We start from the raw sequence: 19,356 nt of genomic DNA, 5'->3' as shown, positions 1-19,356 counted from the left end.
AAGCACATCTTAAAAAAGCGATGGCACGCATATGCGATACCCGGTGTAAAGATAAAACAGACCATTAAATGAACGACAACCTGTGATTGTCAATACGAAGGCTTATTTATCTCCGCGGAGCGTAAGGCCATTCACAGAATAGATCATTGTCTCGATAAAACCGTTGAAAGTGTAATCATGGCGTTCGTATAAAAAATCCATGTCGTCAGGGGGATTAACCTGCTGACGCTTTAAAAGGATGTACGCACGATAATCAGGAGGATTATCTATGAAAAACTTTCAGCTAATGCCTGCAAAACGCCCCGGCCGATTAGCGATTATTCCCGGACTGCTGTTAGCGTCAACAGGTCTGCTGGTACCCGTAGACGCCATCGCAGAAGAACGGCTATGTGAACGTGAATCAGCCGCGTTATGCACGGAAAATAAAAGTAAAACTACACTGCAAGCCAGCCGCATATTATTGGCGGCCCAACCGTATACACCCGCCAATGCCACCAGTGATGCGATCATTAATAATAACGCCAGTGTTCTGTTATCAAATACTGAAAATACTGACGACGTCTGGAATACTTTTCGTGGCCTGATTGTTGGTAAAGATTCTGCAGGTGCGTTGGTCATTGATGGGCGCCAAATTTCTTCGCTTACAGGCTCAATTGGTCGGGGAAGTGCCGGCATTGTGACCCTGACCAATGGGGCAATCTGGATACTGAGAGGGGGAGATCTCGTTTTAGGGACTAACAGCGGCAGTGGCCGCTTATTGGTGGAGCTTGGCAGCCAAATAAGCGGAATTAATGAACTCCGCATCGGCGAATTTTATGCCAGCGCCTACGGCAGCGTCATGATTGACGGAACGGGATCTACTGTTAAAACGAACTGGGTCGTGGTGGGCGATCAGGACACCGGCAAGCTCGATATTCTTAATGGTGGGCAGGTGGTCGCAACCGAACACATGAATATTGGCTATGTTGGTAAAACAGATCGCAATAACTTGTTTGGTAACGGTGCCGTCAGGGTTGATGGTGAGGATTCGTTACTGGACGTCGCTAAGCCGATTTTGCTAGGGGGATACGGAACCGGCAACAATGATGCACGCGGCGTGCTAACCGTGAGTAATGGTGGCACGGTAAAATCCGGGAAATATTTATGGTTAGGCGTCGGTAAGGGAAGTACAGGCATTGTCAACGTAGGGTCTGAAGAGGGGGACGTCGCGCAGCGCGCTGGCGTCATTAACGTTCCGTGGATCTATCTTGGCGATACTGCCGACAATACCAGCACTGTTCAACTGAATTTTAATCATAACAGTGACGATTTTTCACTCGCAGCAGATATAACCGGACGTGGTCAGGTCAATCATAATGGTCCGGGAACGACATTATTGTCGGGAAATAATGCCTACACGGGCATCACGTCGCTACGCAACGGTACGCTGCGGGCTGGCAGCACGGATGCCTTTAGCCGCAACTCAGATTTCACTGTGGATGAGACGGCGACTGTCGATCTGAATGGTTTTAGTCAGACTATCCGCTCGCTGTCGCTCGACGGTATGCTCAGTTTTGGCCAGCCGGGAACGGACGAGGCACTAAAACGTTCCAATAGTATCCTGACCGTTAGCGGTAATTACAGCAGCAACAACGGTCTTCTTATCCTCAATACAACAGAAGATGCCGTGCAACAAAAAGCGGTGGTGAACCAACTTCACGTGATGGGGAATACATCAGGGACCACTCGTGTCGCTTTGCAGGCACTGGGCAGCCAGACGGTCAGTAATCTCAATGGTGCACGGGTAGTGTGGGTGGACGGCGAGTCAGGTGGTGAGTTTGTTGCAGTTGGCCGTTTGACCGCGGGCGCCTATGATTACGCACTACTGCGGGGAAATAATACGGATGACTCCGCACTCATTCCTGATTCGAATCATTGGTATTTGACCAATACGTGGACTCCTTCTGAAGAACCGATACGCGATCCAGAAGAACCAATACGTGACCCAGAAGAACCGGCTATTGATCCCGACACACCGGTGTTACCTGTCCAACAAGAAGAACCCGCATCTCACGATTCGGTTTTACGCCCTGAATTAGGCGCCTACCTTGCGAATAAATCGGCGGGAAATACGCTGTTTACGACACGTTTGCACGATCGCCTGGGCGAAAGTCACTATATTGACCCCATAACGGGTGAGTCAGACGTGACCAGCATGTGGTTACGCAACGTCGGTGGGCATACCCGGTTTCGTGATAGTAGCGGGCAGCTGAAGACGCAAAGTAACCGTTATGTTCTGCAAATAGGTGGTGATGTCGCACAATGGAGTTCAGACGAGGTTGAGCGCTGGCATCTGGGCGTCATGTTCGGCTACGCAAACAGCCAAAGTAATACGCGGTCAGACGTCAGCCATTACCGCGCTGACGGTTCGATATCAGGTTACAGCGCCGGATTGTACGCAACCTGGTATGCCAACAATGTGGAGAAAAGCGGGGGATATCTTGACAGCTGGATGCTTTATAACTGGTTTGATAACACCGTTCGCGGTGAACAACTGGCGACAGAGAAATATCGTTCACGGGGGGTGACCGCCTCGCTTGAAGCAGGATATGCCTTTAAGTTGAAGGAGACGGCACGCCTGAGTTACTGGCTACAACCCCAGGTTCAGTTGACCTGGATGGACGTATCGTCTGACGATCATCAGGAGGCAAACGGCACCGTGATCCGAGATAAAGGCAAAGGGAATCTGCAAAGCCGGTTGGGGGTTAAAGCGTATTTGCGAGGCTATAACCAACGCGATGAAGGAAAAGATCGGCTTTTTCAGCCATTTATTGAAACTAACTGGCTTCATAATTCCCGAAATTATTCGATATCAATGAATGAAATACAGGGTGACGTTGATGGCGCAAAAAATATCGCTGAACTCAGAGCAGGTGTTGAAGCGAAAGTAAATACGCGTCTGCACCTTTGGGGAAACGTAGGTCAACAAATTGGCGACAGTGGTTACAGTGATTCTCAGGCAATGTTCGGTGTGAAGGTGTTATTCTGACAACACCCCGCATCCTAAATCAGGATGCGGGGTGTTTATTTCGCCACTACCATTCGCACGCGGAAAATGTATTAACCAAAAGTGTTAATTCACAAATCGCATAATAATCTTACGGTGTGAAAATATACCGACAGGCGTGTTACAAGGTTATTTCATCTAACTAAAAGACAGTGGTTAAGATCAATTGATTCCTGCGTACTATCATGTAAAAAAGTAATGGCTCGTCGAATCGCTAATATCTCTTTATTGATCATCTTAAAATCAACACTGCATTAACCCATGAGATATATTTCATTCCCGCTTTTTACAATAAAGCATTTGACGTTGCTTATCCTCTCTTTATGAATAGTGAATAAACAGGTTAATTTTATGATAAATCAGTCAAATAGGGCAGGTGAACAGTCCCAACAAAAACACCATGGTCATTTTCATATTCCAGACGAGATCCGCCATCTTGGTGATATGTCGCTTTACAGGGCGGTAGCCTGGTGGGGTTTTCTGCGTAAAACTGAGTTTACTCGGGATGATGTTAGCCAGGCGTTTCAGATAGATTTGAGACGTTCCAGTGGCATACTTAGCTATATTTGTCATCGACATGGGTATGATGATATCACATTTGAAATGCGTAAAATCCCAGTACAGGGCGGTTGTTGTCAACTTGCCGTACGAATTCTCAAGGTAGCAACGTCCCCGACATCGGTAAGAAAACCAGAAAAAAGCAGCAATACCAGAAAGGACGTGAAAACAAACAATCAACTGGACCAGCTTATGGCCCGTTGGATGTTATCAAGGCCGACTGGTAATAATGCAACACAATTGGAAGCATGGAAAGCGGGGTGCCCAATTTATGATAATATCAAATTCATCGAAGAGTAATTGTTGAATAGTCACTTTTCGAAATAAAATAATACCAACTAAATACTATTTCTATTTACCTACATTAGCCTCTGCAATGAAAGGCCAATGCAAGTATAAGGGGATTAAAAATCGCGTCTGGCAACAATAAACAAGCGTGGGAATGCCAGCAGGATTTTGCCATTTTCCTGCAGCGGATATTGCTCCTGTAGAAGTTCATGGTATCGAGCCAGATACTTTCGTTGCTCACTTTCGCTCAGATCTTGCAACCAAGGACGTAAGCCTGTCGCACTGACCCAGTCGATAATCGACTGATGTGAATCCATAATGTGGTAATAGGTCGTGCGCCAAATATCAACGTCACATCCCGCTTCAGTCAAAATATCATAATAAGCATGCACGCCGGGAAGAGGCGATCGACCGCGATCGGGATAATCCTGCTCATAGGCGACTTCACGCATTAAAATATGTGTCGGCTCCAGCCAGTTATCCGGCATTTGCACAGCAAGTACGCCGTTACGGTGTAACTGCGAGACAAGATATGGGAATAATTCGTAGTGATCGGGTACCCACTGTAATGAAGCATTCGCATAAAGCAGATCAAGAGGTTGCTCCGCCCGGAACTCGCTGATATCTGTTTCAACAAAATGACAGTTCGGTAAGGTTGCACGCGCCTCGTTGAGCATATTTGGCGAAGAGTCCACGCCTGTTATGTTGGCCGAAGGCCATCGTTGATACAGTAATGACGTGCTATTTCCCGGACCGCACCCCAGATCGGCGACTGAACGAACATTTTCTAACGCTACTCTGCTCAATAATTCTGCTGCGGGTCTTGAGCGTTCGCTGCCATATTGCAGATAAAGTGCAGGGTTCCAGTCGGCCATGTAGCTATCTCCTGTGTAAGATGAGATCGTATTCAATCTTCACGTTAAGCGTACGACATTATGGCTGTATTTGCTGAAGCGGGAAGGGCGCAGTAAAGTGTCTAGCACGTAGAATAACGCTGAGTGATGATGTAAACATAATGGTAAGGAATGCAATATGATTGAAACATCAAGGCTCATTTTAAGGCAGTGGGGAAAAACAGATATGGCAGCATTTGCCGATCTGAATGCAGACCCGGATGTGATGCGCTTCTTTCCGGCTCCGTTGACGAGACAGGAGAGCGACAGTCTGGCAGAGAGATTCAGGGACGGAATAGAACAACGCGGCTGGGGTTTTTGGGCCGTTGAATCCAAAGAAACGCATGAATTTGTTGGCTGTGTCGGTCTGCACCCGCAGCCTGATAAATTTCCATTTTCTCCCTGTACCGAAATTGGCTGGCGTCTCAGCAAAACGTACTGGCATCAAGGGTTAGCCATGGAGGCCGCTGAAGCCTGTCTGCAATATGCTTTTACGGTTCTGATGCTGGATGAAGTCGTATCGTTTACATCGGTACTCAACAAACCTTCAGAACACTTAATGAAACGGCTTGGTATGAAAAAAGTGGAAGAGTTTCCGCATCCAGCGTTGCCGGCAAATCATCGGCTGTCCCTGCATGTTCTGTATCGAATCCAAAAGATTTCTGTATTGGTTAATTCTGAAGGCCAAGGATGAAAATGAGAGACAGTATTCGAGCAAAGATAGTGAAGGTATGTGAAGCCAAGATAGCGTTCAGAGTCTATCAACAACCAGACCAAGGATGACCATAAAGTGCTGGATTCTGTCTGATCTCACATTGGTGCGCATAATGTATATTATGTTAAATGCAAAAGAACATGTAAATATGGTGTGTTAATGCAGTCTGAATCGTGCCTGTCCGTTTGCTCCCTTCCCTGTCGTGACGCTGCGTGAATTCTGCAGATTTTCACCAGCAAATCCTGCACACGATTTCACGTAGCACACCACGCAGACATAAAAAAACCGGCCATTGTGGCCGGTTCGTCGTGACGGTTTCTGACTTAATGGATTTTTGCCCGGGCCGCTGCTTTCTCTGACTGGCGTTCTGCAGCTCTGACAACAGCCATAAACGCTTTGACACCCGGATCCACATCCGGCGACAACATGCGCATAATTGATTTTGAATTCCTGCCGACCTCGTCAGAAATCGCTGGATAACCGCACGTGACCTTAATCAGCGTGCGTAGCAATCCTTTTGCGACTTCGATTTCACCGGCCAGGATTAACTCGTGGATCTCCTGGATAATCTGAACACGTGACCCGATGTCCTCTTTAAGCAGGTTTTCCCACATTTTTTCGATGTCATGCGCGGCCATGTTTTTTACTCCTCAGATAATCAGCCCGATATTTTTCGGCGGCGTCCAGGTCGTTATTTTGCCGGTCCTTGAAACCGGCACAATCTCGTCGCCGTCCTGCATCAGATACACCCGAATGGCAATGCAGGCAAATTATTTATCGTCTGAAATCGTTTTGCATTCACACTTGCCACCTACACTGGCAGCGGTCAGACATAATTCACCGGTTATCGGTTCGTATTTTAGCGTTGCACCTGGCATGACCTGCGCGTGTGTAACCGTGCCGCCGCCTGACCTGTTTGTTTTTGTATACGACGCTGCCGAGAACCCAAAAAAGTGACAGTGTAACCTTTCCAGAATGTATTTACTGACCATCAGTGACCCTGCCAGCGCGTGCGACTTTTTCGGACGTCAACATGTGTGAATGTCGGATAAATACCGCTCCCGCCTGTAGGTAAAAAAGTTTCGGTCGATTTTTTTTGCGCGATGATTCTTTCCCGCTCGCGCTTGCATCGCCGGATTTATTCTTCGCCGGTGGCGCGTTTTTTGTATATGCAAACGTAACTGTTTTTACTGATTGTACGCCGAAAAGAATTCCCCGCTATCCCATATCGCTTGCATATTCGCCACGGCGGCTGCAGCGGCGACAGAATCCCACACCCGACAAACGCTTGTGACGATGCCCTCGAAACTGATTTCAGGCTGATTCGTCACGATACCGTCAGCAATTTTATAACCTGTCTCCAGTGCCGCTTCCGCCACGTCGCGCGACAGCTCGTAACCCTCGCTCGTCTTGGCATCAAAGGTGATGGCAAGTCCGGATTCGGTGACAATAATTGCAGTGTTACTTTGTGAGGGTTTAACCTGCCGTTGCTGATTGCCGTCATATTTAATTAACGAATCAATTTAAATGTGTTTATATACTAGACATGATGCTTTAAAAAACATTTGCTATAGGTAGTGTGCGTAGGTGTATGATGACTGCACTTTTAATATTTCAAAGGGATTGATTATGGCTTTTAAAGAGTTTGCAACGTTTGGTACTTTAATAACACCCAAAATACTCGTCGCCGTTTACTGGGTATTAACTATTATTTATATTATCGCTGCTGTTATATTTGCATTTAACGGTAATTTTAGCGCCTGTGGTTTAAGTATTCTTGTTTTAGTTATTACTCGCATTTCATTTGAACTGATAATGATTTCGTTTAAAAATAACGAATTTCTGTTCCGCATTTGTAATGCATTAGAAAAAGACAAGCAATAAACATCAGCCCCGCATTGACGCGGGGCTTTTTTTAGTCTGACACAGCGCCCGCTGTTTCTGCCAGATTAAAAGGTAGCTGCCGAACATAGAAGAAAATATACTCCCGCCGTTCCCGTCCATCTATGATTTGAAATCACTTATCACTTCACACACAAGCCACACTGCCGCCCCAACCCACATCCACCACTCTTATGAATTCAGCTCATAGCGCCTATTTAAGCAGCGTAATTATCTTTAACCGCAACTTCGTTAATCTGGGTCTATCGCGTGAACACGCAAGCGGAAAGTGGCGACAGCTAATGGACACACCCCAGCCTGCAAGGCTGGGGCTTCATTAGAGGCTAACTAAATATTCTTATCGAAGAAGACGTCCAACTTTTGCAAAGCCTCATCAACATATTTGGGCACCCAATACGTCTCGATATGGGTAGCGCCATCGATCAGGAAGAGTTCTTTGTCCTTCGTACCGGTGGCTTTCGCGAACGCATCTTCAGTCATATAGAGCGTATCCGCTTTTGTACCGGCAATCATCAGCAGCGGTTTATTAATGAGATTGATATGGTCCGTGACGTCAAAGCTCATCAAATCCAGAAGACTACTGGTGGTGTATTTAAACGTGGAGTTTGGGTGCGCGTGGGTTTTCCAGTAGTACTCGTAGCCCTGGCGATACAAGGCGAAAGGTAATTTAGCAATCTGTTCATCAGTCAGGTTGGCATCACCGGAGTAAAGCACTTCGCCTCCGGCAGCTTCCTGAGCTCGAGCGTCAGAAGCCTGCTGAAGACGCTGCTGGGTAGTATCCAGCTGTGAATCCTGCATACCGTTGCGGCGCACAAGGCCTGAATTAAACATGCTGATGGTGGCTATCGATTTAAACCGCTTGTCAGTTTCAGCCGCAACAAGTGAATACCCGCCGCCACCGCAAATACCCAGCAGACCAAGGCGGGCGGTATCTACACCAGGATACTGGCTGATGTAGTCAGCCATACCGTGGATATCCTCAATGCGATAAGCGGGTTTATCCACGCTGCGCGGCATCCCACCGCTGGCGCCCTGATACGCCGCGTCGGCGGTAATTGTGATGTAACCCTGCTCGGCTAGACGCTGGGCATACAACCCGGCGACCTGTTCTTTTACGCCGCCATTAGGATGCGCGACCACCACGGCAGGGTATTTTTTGGCGGGATCGTAGTTAGCTGGGGTATAAACATTCGCAGCAATCTGGATGCCGTGCAGATCGTATTTCACGGGGTGAATGTTGACCTTGCCTTTGACGTTCTCAGTAATGGCACCGTCATAAACGAGTGTGAATGGATTTTTTTTGTAATCAGCCGCATTGACTGAGGTCACTCCAGCCATTGCCGTGAGTAGCATTGCACTGATAAGCGTGAATTTCATGGTCTCTCCCGATGAGTGTCGGCCTGGTTATTCAGGCTCGCGGAATCAAATTTGCAGGCTCAGATTAGGTGGAGAGGACTGTCAGCATCGTGACAGGAAAATAACATTTTTGTCAGGAAACGGACTGGGATGGATAAATGTTTCTGACAGCGCTGTCAGGTAACCGTCAGCTTTATGTTGGCAATCAGAAGGCAGAATGGTCTCGCTTAAATGAGATTCACGTTCAATTTTCTGAGAAAAGGAGCGATCAATGAAAAGCCAGAATGACCCAACAATGCCAGAGCGACGCAAGCTATTAGCCGCCGGAGCGGGCATTGCCGCCGCTTCGCTGATTCCGCACGTATCAGCGGCGAGCCAATCATCTCAGGTAGATTCATCCAGACAAACCCGCCAACGCCCTGCTCCACCCAGCAAACGTAAACTCGGGCAACTGGAAGTCTCAGCCATCGGTCTGGGCGTGCAGAACATGAGTCGCAAATACGACACCTCTGCTCCCTGGCGTCCCGAGATGATCAATATCATCCACCGGGCATTTGATGAAGGAGTCACGTTCTTCGATACCGCTGAAGCCTACGGCCCGTTTGAAGTTGAAAAAATTCTCGGTGAAGGCGTCGCCCCGTTCAGGGACAAAATCGTTATCGCCACTAAGTTTGGCTGGAACATTGACCAACAAACGGGTAAGCGTCTGCCGGGCCTTAACAGCAGGCCGGAGCATATAAGGCAAGTCGTCGAGAACATGCTCAAACGCCTGCGTACCGATCGTATCGATTTACTGTATCAGCACCGTGTTGATCCGCAGATCCCAATCGAAGATGTCGCCGGTGCGGTGAAAGATTTAATGGTTCAAGGGAAAGTCCTGCACTGGGGGCTGTCTGAAATGGGCATCAACACATTGAGACGCGCCCATGCGGCATTACCCGTGACCGCCGTACAAAGTGAGTACTCCATGCTCTGGCGTGGCCCTGAAAAGCAGGTACTTCCGGTATGTGAAGAGCTGGGCATTGGGTTCGTGCCATGGAGCCCACTCGGCGTGCAGTTTTTAACGGGCTGGATTGATGAGAATACCCGGTTCGCTGCCGGTGATTTCTGCGCGACAGAAACACGCTTCTCGCCTGATAACCTGCCACACAACTTACAGCTGGTAGAGCGACTAAAATCCTGGGCAATACGAAAAAAGCCGCGCCGGGGCAGATTGCACTGGCATGGCTCCTGGCCCGTAAACCCTGGATTGTTCCCATCCCTGGCACCACCAATAAAGACCCGGCGGCTACCGGCGTGTCGCTGACTTCCGCTGAGATGACCGAACTCACCCGCTCACTGGATGCGATCACTATCCAGGGTCAACGTCTGCCGGATGCTGTGCAGGTTTATTCTGATGTTGAAGCACCGTTGAAAAGTTAAGAGGAAGTCCCGTTATGCGCCTGTTGTTAGTCGAAGATGAAGAAAAAACGTCAACCTATCTCAACCGTGCGTTGAGCGAGTCCGGATTTACGGTAGATGTCTCTGCAGATGGCGCGGAAGGTCTTCATTACGCGCTGGAGTTCGACTACGACGCGATAATACTGGATGTGATGCTGCCGGGGATGGATGGCTACCGGGTACTTGAGGGTGTGCGAGCAGCCAAACAGACGCCGGTTCTAATGCTCTCGGCACGCGGCTCGGTCGACGAGCGCGTTAAAGGGCTCCGTCTTGGCGCGGATGATTATCTGCCCAAGCCCTTTTCGCTTATTGAACTGGTGGCGCGTATTCAGGCGCTGGTGCGTCGCCGCGCTACGGATGGCGCAGACATTACCCAACTGCAAATTCACGATCTGCATCTCGACCTGCTGGCTCGCCGGGTATTTCGCGCCGGAACACGGCTGGAGCTGACCGCGAAAGAGTTTTCCCTGTTGAGCCTTCTTGCCCGACACCAAGGAGAGATTCTGTCAAAGATGATGATAGCTGAGCAGATATGGGACATGAATTTTGACAGCGACGCCAACGTGGTTGAAGTGGCCATTAAACGACTTCGAGCCAAAGTGGATGCGCCGTTCGATATCAAGCTATTACATACCGTTCGTGGCATGGGGTATGTCCTCGAAGTCCGGTCCGAATAAATGAAGGGGATAAGCATGCCTAAACGTTCCATCTCCGTTCATCTAGCGCTGATGTTTGCCTTATCCGCGCTGCTGATTGTGTCCGTTATCGGTATCCTGCTCAGAAGCTCCCTGCATGACTCTTTGCAAAAGCAGATGCACAACGAACTGTTGTTCCGCGAATCATTAATGAGCCCGTGGATCACTGCACGAACGTCGGCTGACGGCTGGTCAACGCTTGCCAATAAATTTACCGTATTAACCAATTCTGAAGGTGAGCGCGTTCGCTACTGGATAGTGAGCGATAACCCGCGCTTTAGCATGGGGGGAACACCGCCGGTGGGCGTTCAGTGGTCTTCTTTGCAGGAGGGCTTTAATAAAGTACCGGGCGCATCGGAAGGCGCATGCTCACTGTTTCTGTTAGTGAAAACGATCCCCGCCAACGGTGACAGACCTGAGCTGCGCTATATTGTTGCAATCGACTCCACGCCATATATGGGCACACTGAATGCCTTCACCCGGACGTTGCTAATCATTACCGCACTGGGCGTCGTGATTGTCGCCTTACTGGGATACGTCGTTTCAAGGATAGGTCTTCGTCCCGTTGAAGCACTCAGTAAAGAGGCCCAGCATCTCGCACCGGGAGACCATAGTCAGCGCCTGAATACCCGCGCATTGCCCGAAGAACTACAGCAACTGGCATCATCATTTAATGGCGTGTTAGCGCGTCAGGAAATCGCCTGGCGGCAGCTCGAAAGCTTTAATGCCGATGTTGCACATGAACTCCGTACCCCACTGACTAATCTGATTGGTCAGACGCAGTTAGGGCTATCACGCCGACGCTCGCAGGATGAACTGGAAGAGTTATTGGGCTCTAATCTGGAAGAACTGGAACGCATGACGTCTATCGTTAACGACATGCTGTTCCTGTCTCATGCTCACGCGGGTGAACATGCTTCCCAGCTTACCCAGGTGTCTCTGCGAGAAGAAACCCTGAAAACAGCGGAGTATGTTGAACCCTCATTTGCGGAAAAACAGCTTTCTCTGGATGTGGAGGGGGACGTCACCGCGCATATCGACCGGCGGCTGTTCCACCGCTCACTGGCTAATTTACTGGAAAACAGCGCAAGACACTCCCCCTCCAACAGCACGGTTACGGTGCGCTTAAGCGAAAAATGTCATCAGGCCTGTGTTGAAGTTTCAAACCCAGGCGATCCGATAGCACCAGAGCACTTAAACCGACTTTTCGAGCGCTTTTATCGCGTTGACACCTCCCGGCCCAGAAGTGATACCCATCATGGGCTGGGCCTGTCAATTGTACGCGCCGTCGCCATTATGCACCGGGGAGATGCCTTTGCCCGTAGTGAAAGTGGCATCAATACTTTCGGCCTCACCTTTGCGATACAAGCGGATAAAGCGGCGGGCAATGCTCAATCCGACGCTGAACCGGGACCAGGGTTAACTGACAGAATTGTCAGGGGGGCGTCAGTCTGACGTCATCATACTCTCGATAAAATCATCGCAGGCAATCCCCTCTTCATTGATAAGGACGCTTTGTATGATTAGACATTTACGTTACCTCGGGCTGTTACTGCCCCTCTTCACATTTTCATCCTGGGCAGCGGAGCAAAATCCCGCTGTCCATATCGCCCCCGCAGGAAGTCAGAATGCGGTGTTCGGGCCAGCCGATAACTTTACCGGTCGCGTCAGGGTTGATCCTCTCTTCAAGCCGGATAACGACATCCCTGTTTCCGGGGCTTATGTCACGTTTGAACCCGGTGCGCGTTCCGCCTGGCATACGCATCCGGCAGGCCAGCGGCTGATTGTGACCTCGGGTGTGGGGCTCACCCAACAAGAAGGCCAGCCGGTGCAGGTTATCCGCGCCGGTGATGTTGTCTCTTGCCCGGCGGGCGTCAAACACTGGCACGGGGCGGCACCCGGCAGCGCGATGACGCATCTGGCGATAACCGGGATTGTGGATGGCAAAAGCGTTAACTGGATGGAGAAAGTGACAGATGAACAATACCACGCCCATTAAGGCATTAACGGCAGCGGTACTGCTGACCTTTGGTTTTGGTCTCGCAGCGCATGCTGCGCCCGGCAACAAAGGAGCCTCAGAAATGAACCACGAACAAACGGTTTCAGATACGCTGTCAGCCAGCCAACAGGCCATCCCGTTGATTGCGGCATCGATGGCCAGCAGTCAGATGGATAAGCTGAATGCAGCCCTGAATCAGGGACTTGACGCCGGGCTCACGATAAACGAAACCAAAGAGATTCTCGTTCAGCTTTATGCCTATACGGGCTTCCCCCGTAGCCTGAATGCACTTAATGAACTGATGAAGGTCGTCGAAGCACGTAAACAACGTGGTATCAAAGACCTTGAGGGTAAAGAGCCGGTTGCCCCGATCCCTGTCGGGGATGAACTTCGCCGTGTCGGTACCGCAAACCAGACAAAAATCTCAGGCGCTCCCGTCCAGGGCCCGCTGTTTGATTTTGCCCCAGTGATTAACCAGTTCCTGCAAACGCATCTGTTTGGCGATATTTTCGCCCGCGATAACCTCGACTGGCAAAGCCGCGAGCTGGCAACGGTTGGCGCATTAGCCGCCACTCCGGGCGTGGAATCACAACTGCTGTCACATACGCGAGCCAGCATGCGGGTCGGCCTGACGGCAGCGCAGTTGCGCCAACTGGCAAAGGTGCTGCGTGAACATGGCGAAAGTGATGCAGCAACGCGAGCTGAAAAGGCGTTACAGCAGGCGCTCGATAGCAGATAAGTTAAGTTGGCTAGAGACGATACGCAGTTAATCGTCCGCATTCATGAGTCTGCCAAATAAGGGCAATCAGGGGTGCTAAATAATTAACGCTGACAACTCAGATATGATTGAACGGCAAACATAACAGAGGATGTAATATTGAAGACAATCTTAAAAACGCTGGCCATCTGCATCATGGCGGGTGGCCTGGTGGCTCAGTCGGTCTATGCCGAGCCGCTGGTCATTCAGGAACAGGGAAGCTTTTCTGCAGGTGGCACTATCATCACCGCGCCTGGAACATTTGACGCGAAAAAGCCGCTGGATTCTGCTGGCCAAACCTATCATGGCGATCATGCCTCTGTGTTCTACCAAATTCCGGAAAATCCGCATAAATACCCTATCGTCATGTTGCACGGCGCAGGTCAGTTCTCCCGTACCTGGGAAAGTACCCCGGATGGTCGCGAAGGGTTCCAGAACATCTTCCTGCGTCGCGGGTTCTCAACTTATCTTGTCGATCAGCCACGCCGGGGCAGCGCCGGTCGCACGACTGTAGAAGGTACTGTTACGCCAAAACCGGATGAACAGATGTGGTTCAACCAGTTCCGCGTTGGCGTGTGGCCAGAGTATTTTAAAGGCGTTCAGTTCTCTCACGACAAAGAAGCACTGAATCAGTATTTCCGTCAGATGACCCCAAATACCGGGCCGTTTGATATCAATGTCATCTCTGATGCGATGTCCGCCGTCGTGGATAAATCCGGCCCCGCTATCCTCTTCACCCACTCTCAGGGTGGCGGACCAGGCTGGTACACGGCGATGAAAAATGACAAGGTCAAAGCCATTGTCGCCTTCGAGCCAGGCAGCAGCTTTGTCTTCCCGGAAAAAGAACTCCCTGCCCCTATGCCAAGCGCATTCGACACGCTGAAGGGTGAGCCTGTGCCAATGGCGCAGTTTATGGCACTGACCAAAATCCCGATTCTGATTATTTACGGCGATAACATACCGGATAAACCTGTCGCCATGCCCGCGCAGGACAGTTGGCGCGTACGTCTAGCAATGGCTCGCGAGTGGCGTGACGTAGTGAACAAACATGGCGGGGATGTGACGGTGACGCATCTGCCAGAAGTGGGAATCAAAGGGAATACCCACTTCCCGTTCTCTGATTTAAATAATGTGCAGATTGCTGATTTGGTGAGTCAGTTTTTGAAAGAGAAAAATCTGCAATAGAAAGAAGTCGTATTGAGCCTTCATTATTGAAGGCTCAATACTAATATCAGCATTAACGATCGTGAATTTTTACACCAAGACAGCCACGCACAAATTCAGGATTAAAGTGTTTCACGGCATCACCAACGTAGCCTAAATCGAGTGAGCTGATTTGCGCCATTTCGCTCTCAGTCAATGAGAAATCCCAGATGGCAAAGTTCTCTTCAATACGTTCCTGACGGGTGGATTTAGGGATGACAGTGACACCACGCTGTACATTCCAGCGCAGGACAACCTGAGCAACCGTTTTTTTGTGAGCATCGGCAATTTGTTGCAGCATTTCATTCTCATAGGGCTTATGTCTTCCGCCACCTAAGGGCGCCCATGCTTCCGGCTGAACGTTGTAATACTTCATAGTTTCAAGTGCAGCAGGCTGAGCAAAGTAAGGATGCAATTCAACCTGATTCACCATTGGCTTGATTCTGACGGTTTCGCAGAAGTTTGCTAATACATGAGCATAGAAATTGGACACCCCAATTGCCTTAAGCTTACCGGCATCATAGGCATCTTCCAGTGCACGCCACGCGCTGAAATAATCACGCATGGCCTGATGCAGTAAATAAAGGTCAAAATATTCCAGCCCAGATTTTTCTAACGACGCTTCAATCCCTGCTTTGGCCATATCGTAATTGGCCATGTCCTGTACCCACAGTTTGGAGGTAATAAATAGCTCTGCGCGGCTACATAACCCTTCGGCAATGGCCTCGCGCACTGCGTCACCAACGGCATCTTCATTACCGTAAACTGCTGCGGTATCGATAAGGCGATAGCCAGCACGAATAGCAGTCAATACAGACTGTTTACATTCTTCTTTATCTGTTACCTGAAAAACACCAAAGCCAGCCATCGGCATTTTCAGGTTGTTGTTTAATAATGAATAATCCACTATTGAATTCCTCTGTTATACCTAATCAATCATTCTAGAATAAAAAGACAGACATGAGTAAGGCGCGAAATCTGATATGACTTATGCACGATTTTCATAAATTACGCCCTCTGAAGCCAACCCGGTTAAAATCAGTAAATTGCCCATCCATTAAGTGCCCCTTCGCTATGCATTACGCTACACTACCCCTTCACTCTCTTTTGGCAGTAAGGGGCACAGGTTGGCACGGGAAAACCTTAATGATTTAATGGCGTTTATAGTCGTCGCGCGTGAAAAGAGCTTTACCAAAGCAGCGGCGCATTTAGGCGTTTCACAATCAGCCCTCAGCCATACCATTCGAACCCTCGAATCCCGTCTTGGGATGAAACTTCTGACCCGAACCACGCGCAGTATTTCGTTGACCGATATAGGGCAATCCATGTTGGATGACCTCGGCCCTTATATCGATGGGATCCAGGGGCGATTACAGTCACTGAAGGATCTCAACAGTAAAGCTGCCGGTACGGTACGTATATCAACGTCAGATTATGCGATCGGCTCTGTTATCTGGCCCAAGCTTGAGCCGCTACTCAAGGAATACCCGGATATTACTCTGGAGCTGATTGATGACTATGCGCTGACGGATATTGTCTCCGGCCGCTTTGATGCAGGAACGCGGCTCGGAGAGCAAATATCTAATGGCATGATCTCAGTGCGTATCGGCCCGGATGTACGCTTTGCCGTCGTGGGTTCTCCTGACTATTTTTCCCGTCACCCTTACCCGCAGCATCCTAACGATCTTATTGATCACAACTGCATCAACCTTCGGTTTCCAACTCACGGTAATTTGTATGTCTGGGAGTTCGAAAAAGAGGGTAAGAGCCTGAACGTCAAAGTTAGCGGTCAGCTTGTGTTTAGCCGTATCTATCAGAATCTACAGGCTGCCATAGAAGGATACGGACTGGCATATGTTCCCCGTGATATCGCTGAGAAACAGCTCGCCCACGGCGAACTGATTAGCGTCCTTGAAGACTGGTGTCCTTACTGGGATGGTTATTACATTTACTACCCGGAAAACAGAAATCACTCGAAAGCTTTCCAGCTCGTTATTGACGCGCTGCGCCACTACAAACATCCCTGAGTATTCCCTGGCAGGATTAACGACATATGACTCCAGGGAGAATAAAGCCAGCACCTGTTCAGGTCCTGGCTTTTGCTCATCGTCATCCGTCAGGTGTGATTTCTGCCTGTAAATACCTCTTTAAATACGGGTAATGCCGAGAAAATGTTTGGCCAGCCCGCCACAAAGGCCAGCTGTGTCAAGACCTCTGAGGCCTGAGTCTGGGTCAAACCATTATCCATCGCCCGATTAAGATGATACGGCACTTGCGCCACTTGTCCGGCGGTAACCAGTGCGCTGACGGTTACCAGGCTTCGGTCCCGTGGTGCCAGACCCGGCCGCAGCCACAGGTCAAGGAATAGCGCATCCGTGGTATATTTCACTACACCTGGTGATACCTTGCCAAAGTTTGACTCAACCATCGTGGCACGTTGCTTTTCCGACGCTTTATCAAGAGGCAGGAAATCCACTTTATCCCCTGACAATGACGCCGTATCGATATGGCGTTGCGCAAAGACGTTGCGGGCAACCAGCGCCGCAGAGGTGGCATTTGGCCAGCCAGCATAAAATGCCAGATGGGTAATTACTTCAGAGATTTCAGCAGGCTTAACGCCGCTATCCAGCGCCACGTTAAGGTAGTGCGGAAGCTCAGCCGTATCATTGCGGCTGGTGAGTGCAGCAACTGTGACAAGGCTGCGGTCGCGACGCGACAACTCCGGACGATTCCAGAGATCCTTTTCAATAAATCGTTCAGCATACGCAGCCATAGCGGGCGCGACTTGAGCGACAGCACCATGTGTATCTTCTGGTGTCATTTTCAAACTCCTGTTTTGCGTGGTTTGGGAAACGCATCCGCTCATCAATAACAGAGAAACAATCGCCAGGAATGCCCTGTTTATCATTCATGTTCTCCCGCCGAGTGACGATTATTCTGTCATCAGTTCAAATCTGGCGCTGTAGGCATCAGGGGGGACGGGCAATGCGTCAGGCTCATCTAATTGCCCCAGTTTAATTAAGCCAGACACATAACTATGGGATTTATAAAAAATAGCCAGATTTCCCCATGGGGCATAAATCGTTATATCCCTTTTTTTGCTGTCGTTCCTTCGGGTGAACCTTCGGTGGTCAACCGGGAAGGTAAGTCACTTATTTTCTCCTCCCCTGCAGTATCTGCTTACTCTGCGCTCAGCGAGGCCATATCAATGACGAAACGGTGGGCCATGTCTCCCTGTGCAAGGCGGGTGAAAGCATCGTTTATCTGATCGATACTAATCATTTCGCACTCAGGATAGATATCATGCTTCGCGCAGAAATCCAGGACTTCCTGAGTTTCCGCAATGCCGCCGATCAGCGAACCCGCAACGCGACGGCGTCCCATGATCAGAGGTATCGTGAGCGGTTCATCCATCAGACCAACCTGGCCGACAATGACTAACGAGCCATCAATATCTAATAATGGGGTATAGATATTCAGGTCATGCTTAACGGGCGCAGTATCAATAATTAAATCGAATGCGCAGGCTGAATCCTGCAATGACTGTGGATCAGAAGAAGGCAGAATTCCTTTCGCACCCAGTGCTTTTGCCTCTTCCTCTTTGTTCTTATTGCGGCTGATGACGGTCACCTCGGCTCCCATCGCCACGGCCAGCTTAACCGCCATATGACCCAGGCCACCTAATCCGATCACGCCAACGCGACTTCCCAAACCCACGTTCCAGGTACGCAGCGGAGAGAAGGTGGTGATACCAGCGCAAAGGATCGGTGCGGTCTTTGCCAGGTCCATATTTTCCGGTACGCGCAGTACAAACTCTTCGCGGACGACAATATGTTTGGCATATCCACCCTGAGTGACTTCACCGCTCAAGCGGTCCGGTGCGCCATAGGTAGGCGTCATCCCGTTACGACAGAATTGCTCTTCGCCATGCTCACACTGATCGCAGTGCATACAGCTATCCACCATGCAGCCAACGGCGACATGGTCGCCTACATGATATTTTTTGACGCGCGGTCCCACGGACGTGACGACACCCACAATTTCGTGGCCCGGGATCAAAGGATAAGGCTGCGGGCCCCAGTCCCCATTGACCGTATGCAAGTCTGAGTGACAGACGCCGCAGTAAAGTATTTCAATGGCGACATCGTTTTCACGTAAATCGCGACGCTCAAAATGATAAGGAACCAGTTTCGCGTCATCAGTGTGCGCTGCATAACCAACCGTTTTCATAACTACCTCATATCGTGACGGAAAAATGGCGTTGTTTTAATATGCAATCAGATAATTTTGACAGATGAAGCCGTATCGCCTGTTAACGATTGTTAATAACAACGCCCTTTTTCAATTTCAGAATCAGTAAAGCCTCTGGTTAGCGCGTGCAGTTATCTGGCAAGAGACGCGCCAATTAATGAATTGGTGCCATTTCGATGCGAAGATTATTCGTCAAAACGTTCATAAAGGTAACAACAACGACTTTCTCCGCACAACAGCACAATTGTGATAT

The 19,356-nt window shown here is 49.6% G+C and carries 17 protein-coding genes and 1 pseudogene; 11 read left to right on the top strand and 7 right to left on the bottom strand.

Annotated elements, in window-relative coordinates; all coding sequences use genetic code 11:
• Nucleotides 1-268: 268 nt before the first annotated feature.
• Nucleotides 269-3,028: an autotransporter outer membrane beta-barrel domain-containing protein gene (locus IB214_RS12075; protein ID WP_117343111.1), complete on the top strand. Its 2,760-nt coding sequence runs from the start codon at nucleotides 269-271 to the stop codon at nucleotides 3,026-3,028.
• A 369-nt stretch (nucleotides 3,029-3,397) separates the two neighbouring features.
• Nucleotides 3,398-3,904 (top strand): CaiF/GrlA family transcriptional regulator, encoded by a 507-nt coding sequence (locus IB214_RS12070; protein ID WP_117343112.1) that lies wholly within the window; start codon nucleotides 3,398-3,400, stop codon nucleotides 3,902-3,904.
• A 104-nt stretch (nucleotides 3,905-4,008) separates the two neighbouring features.
• On the opposite strand, the gene tam is transcribed toward IB214_RS12070, so the two are convergent.
• Nucleotides 4,009-4,767 carry a trans-aconitate 2-methyltransferase gene (gene tam, locus IB214_RS12065; protein WP_117343113.1) on the bottom strand — a complete coding sequence of 253 codons (759 nt, stop codon included), beginning with the start codon at nucleotides 4,765-4,767 and terminating at the stop codon, nucleotides 4,009-4,011.
• Nucleotides 4,768-4,924: 157 nt separating this feature from the next.
• On the opposite strand from tam, the gene IB214_RS12060 reads away from it, so the two are divergent.
• Nucleotides 4,925-5,479 carry a GNAT family N-acetyltransferase gene (locus tag IB214_RS12060; RefSeq protein WP_115258511.1) on the top strand — a complete coding sequence of 185 codons (555 nt, stop codon included), beginning with the start codon at nucleotides 4,925-4,927 and terminating at the stop codon, nucleotides 5,477-5,479.
• Between the two features lie 344 nt (nucleotides 5,480-5,823).
• On the opposite strand, the gene IB214_RS12055 is transcribed toward IB214_RS12060, so the two are convergent.
• Nucleotides 5,824-6,138: a hypothetical protein gene (locus tag IB214_RS12055; RefSeq protein ID WP_223240222.1), complete on the bottom strand. Its 315-nt coding sequence runs from the start codon at nucleotides 6,136-6,138 to the stop codon at nucleotides 5,824-5,826.
• A 991-nt stretch (nucleotides 6,139-7,129) separates the two neighbouring features.
• On the opposite strand from IB214_RS12055, the gene IB214_RS12050 reads away from it, so the two are divergent.
• On the top strand, nucleotides 7,130-7,384 hold the full coding sequence (locus tag IB214_RS12050) for a hypothetical protein (RefSeq protein WP_117342769.1): 255 nt from the start codon (nucleotides 7,130-7,132) through the stop codon (nucleotides 7,382-7,384).
• Nucleotides 7,385-7,729: 345 nt separating this feature from the next.
• On the opposite strand, the gene IB214_RS12045 is transcribed toward IB214_RS12050, so the two are convergent.
• Nucleotides 7,730-8,755 (bottom strand): alpha/beta hydrolase, encoded by a 1,026-nt coding sequence (locus tag IB214_RS12045; protein ID WP_223240235.1) that lies wholly within the window; start codon nucleotides 8,753-8,755, stop codon nucleotides 7,730-7,732.
• Between the two features lie 274 nt (nucleotides 8,756-9,029).
• On the opposite strand from IB214_RS12045, the pseudogene IB214_RS12040 reads away from it, so the two are divergent.
• From IB214_RS12040 to IB214_RS12015, 6 genes and pseudogenes are all read left to right on the top strand, one after another.
• A pseudogene (locus IB214_RS12040) lies at nucleotides 9,030-10,180 on the top strand (aldo/keto reductase).
• 14 nt (nucleotides 10,181-10,194) lie between these two features.
• Nucleotides 10,195-10,875, top strand: a complete 681-nt coding sequence (locus IB214_RS12035; RefSeq protein WP_012606387.1) for a heavy metal response regulator transcription factor — start codon at nucleotides 10,195-10,197, stop codon at nucleotides 10,873-10,875.
• Nucleotides 10,876-10,890: 15 nt separating this feature from the next.
• On the top strand, nucleotides 10,891-12,348 hold the full coding sequence (locus IB214_RS12030; RefSeq protein WP_117342771.1) for a heavy metal sensor histidine kinase: 1,458 nt from the start codon (nucleotides 10,891-10,893) through the stop codon (nucleotides 12,346-12,348).
• Between the two features lie 64 nt (nucleotides 12,349-12,412).
• Nucleotides 12,413-12,892 (top strand): cupin domain-containing protein, encoded by a 480-nt coding sequence (locus tag IB214_RS12025; protein WP_117342772.1) that lies wholly within the window; start codon nucleotides 12,413-12,415, stop codon nucleotides 12,890-12,892.
• Entirely contained in the window at nucleotides 12,870-13,631 is a 762-nt protein-coding gene (locus tag IB214_RS12020; RefSeq protein ID WP_117342773.1) for a carboxymuconolactone decarboxylase family protein, read from the top strand. Before IB214_RS12025 ends, IB214_RS12020 begins: the two co-directional genes overlap by 23 nt.
• 138 nt (nucleotides 13,632-13,769) lie before the next feature.
• On the top strand, nucleotides 13,770-14,834 hold the full coding sequence (locus IB214_RS12015; RefSeq protein ID WP_117342774.1) for an alpha/beta fold hydrolase: 1,065 nt from the start codon (nucleotides 13,770-13,772) through the stop codon (nucleotides 14,832-14,834).
• A 52-nt stretch (nucleotides 14,835-14,886) separates the two neighbouring features.
• Here IB214_RS12015 and IB214_RS12010 read toward each other — a convergent pair whose 3' ends face one another.
• On the bottom strand, nucleotides 14,887-15,759 hold the full coding sequence (locus IB214_RS12010) for an aldo/keto reductase (protein ID WP_117342775.1): 873 nt from the start codon (nucleotides 15,757-15,759) through the stop codon (nucleotides 14,887-14,889).
• A gap of 220 nt (nucleotides 15,760-15,979) precedes the next feature.
• On the opposite strand from IB214_RS12010, the gene IB214_RS12005 reads away from it, so the two are divergent.
• Nucleotides 15,980-16,879, top strand: coding sequence for a LysR family transcriptional regulator (locus IB214_RS12005; protein ID WP_117342776.1), 900 nt, complete (start codon nucleotides 15,980-15,982; stop codon nucleotides 16,877-16,879).
• An 89-nt stretch (nucleotides 16,880-16,968) separates the two neighbouring features.
• On the opposite strand, the gene IB214_RS12000 is transcribed toward IB214_RS12005, so the two are convergent.
• The 3 genes from IB214_RS12000 to IB214_RS11990 all read right to left on the bottom strand — a co-directional run bounded on the left by IB214_RS12000 (nucleotide 16,969) and on the right by IB214_RS11990 (nucleotide 19,082).
• The gene (locus IB214_RS12000) at nucleotides 16,969-17,760 is read right to left on the bottom strand and encodes a carboxymuconolactone decarboxylase family protein (protein ID WP_117342777.1); all 792 of its coding nucleotides are present in this window, start codon (nucleotides 17,758-17,760) and stop codon (nucleotides 16,969-16,971) included.
• Between the two features lie 24 nt (nucleotides 17,761-17,784).
• The gene (locus IB214_RS11995; protein ID WP_244207862.1) at nucleotides 17,785-17,907 is read right to left on the bottom strand and encodes a hypothetical protein; all 123 of its coding nucleotides are present in this window, start codon (nucleotides 17,905-17,907) and stop codon (nucleotides 17,785-17,787) included.
• Between the two features lie 125 nt (nucleotides 17,908-18,032).
• Nucleotides 18,033-19,082: an NAD(P)-dependent alcohol dehydrogenase gene (locus IB214_RS11990; protein WP_117342778.1), complete on the bottom strand. Its 1,050-nt coding sequence runs from the start codon at nucleotides 19,080-19,082 to the stop codon at nucleotides 18,033-18,035.
• Between the last annotated feature and the right edge of the window lie 274 nt (nucleotides 19,083-19,356).

The sequence above is a fragment of the Citrobacter sp. C1 genome, assembly GCF_014596895.2.
GTDB lineage: Bacteria > Pseudomonadota > Gammaproteobacteria > Enterobacterales > Enterobacteriaceae > Citrobacter > Citrobacter gillenii.
The sequence above is the reverse complement of the archived record's forward strand: the minus strand, read 5'-3'. Positions and strand labels throughout refer to the sequence as shown.

Coding starts and splice junctions, on each gene's coding strand:
- IB214_RS12075 (WP_117343111.1), top strand. CDS start 269: ATGAAAAACTTTCAGCTAATGCCTGCAAAACGCCCCGGCCGATTAGCG.
- IB214_RS12070 (WP_117343112.1), top strand. CDS start 3,398: ATGATAAATCAGTCAAATAGGGCAGGTGAACAGTCCCAACAAAAACAC.
- tam (WP_117343113.1), bottom strand. CDS start 4,767: ATGGCCGACTGGAACCCTGCACTTTATCTGCAATATGGCAGCGAACGC.
- IB214_RS12060 (WP_115258511.1), top strand. CDS start 4,925: ATGATTGAAACATCAAGGCTCATTTTAAGGCAGTGGGGAAAAACAGAT.
- IB214_RS12055 (WP_223240222.1), bottom strand. CDS start 6,138: ATGGCCGCGCATGACATCGAAAAAATGTGGGAAAACCTGCTTAAAGAG.
- IB214_RS12050 (WP_117342769.1), top strand. CDS start 7,130: ATGGCTTTTAAAGAGTTTGCAACGTTTGGTACTTTAATAACACCCAAA.
- IB214_RS12045 (WP_223240235.1), bottom strand. CDS start 8,755: ATGCTACTCACGGCAATGGCTGGAGTGACCTCAGTCAATGCGGCTGAT.
- IB214_RS12035 (WP_012606387.1), top strand. CDS start 10,195: ATGCGCCTGTTGTTAGTCGAAGATGAAGAAAAAACGTCAACCTATCTC.
- IB214_RS12030 (WP_117342771.1), top strand. CDS start 10,891: ATGCCTAAACGTTCCATCTCCGTTCATCTAGCGCTGATGTTTGCCTTA.
- IB214_RS12025 (WP_117342772.1), top strand. CDS start 12,413: ATGATTAGACATTTACGTTACCTCGGGCTGTTACTGCCCCTCTTCACA.
- IB214_RS12020 (WP_117342773.1), top strand. CDS start 12,870: ATGAACAATACCACGCCCATTAAGGCATTAACGGCAGCGGTACTGCTG.
- IB214_RS12000 (WP_117342777.1), bottom strand. CDS start 17,760: ATGATAAACAGGGCATTCCTGGCGATTGTTTCTCTGTTATTGATGAGC.
- IB214_RS11990 (WP_117342778.1), bottom strand. CDS start 19,082: ATGAAAACGGTTGGTTATGCAGCGCACACTGATGACGCGAAACTGGTT.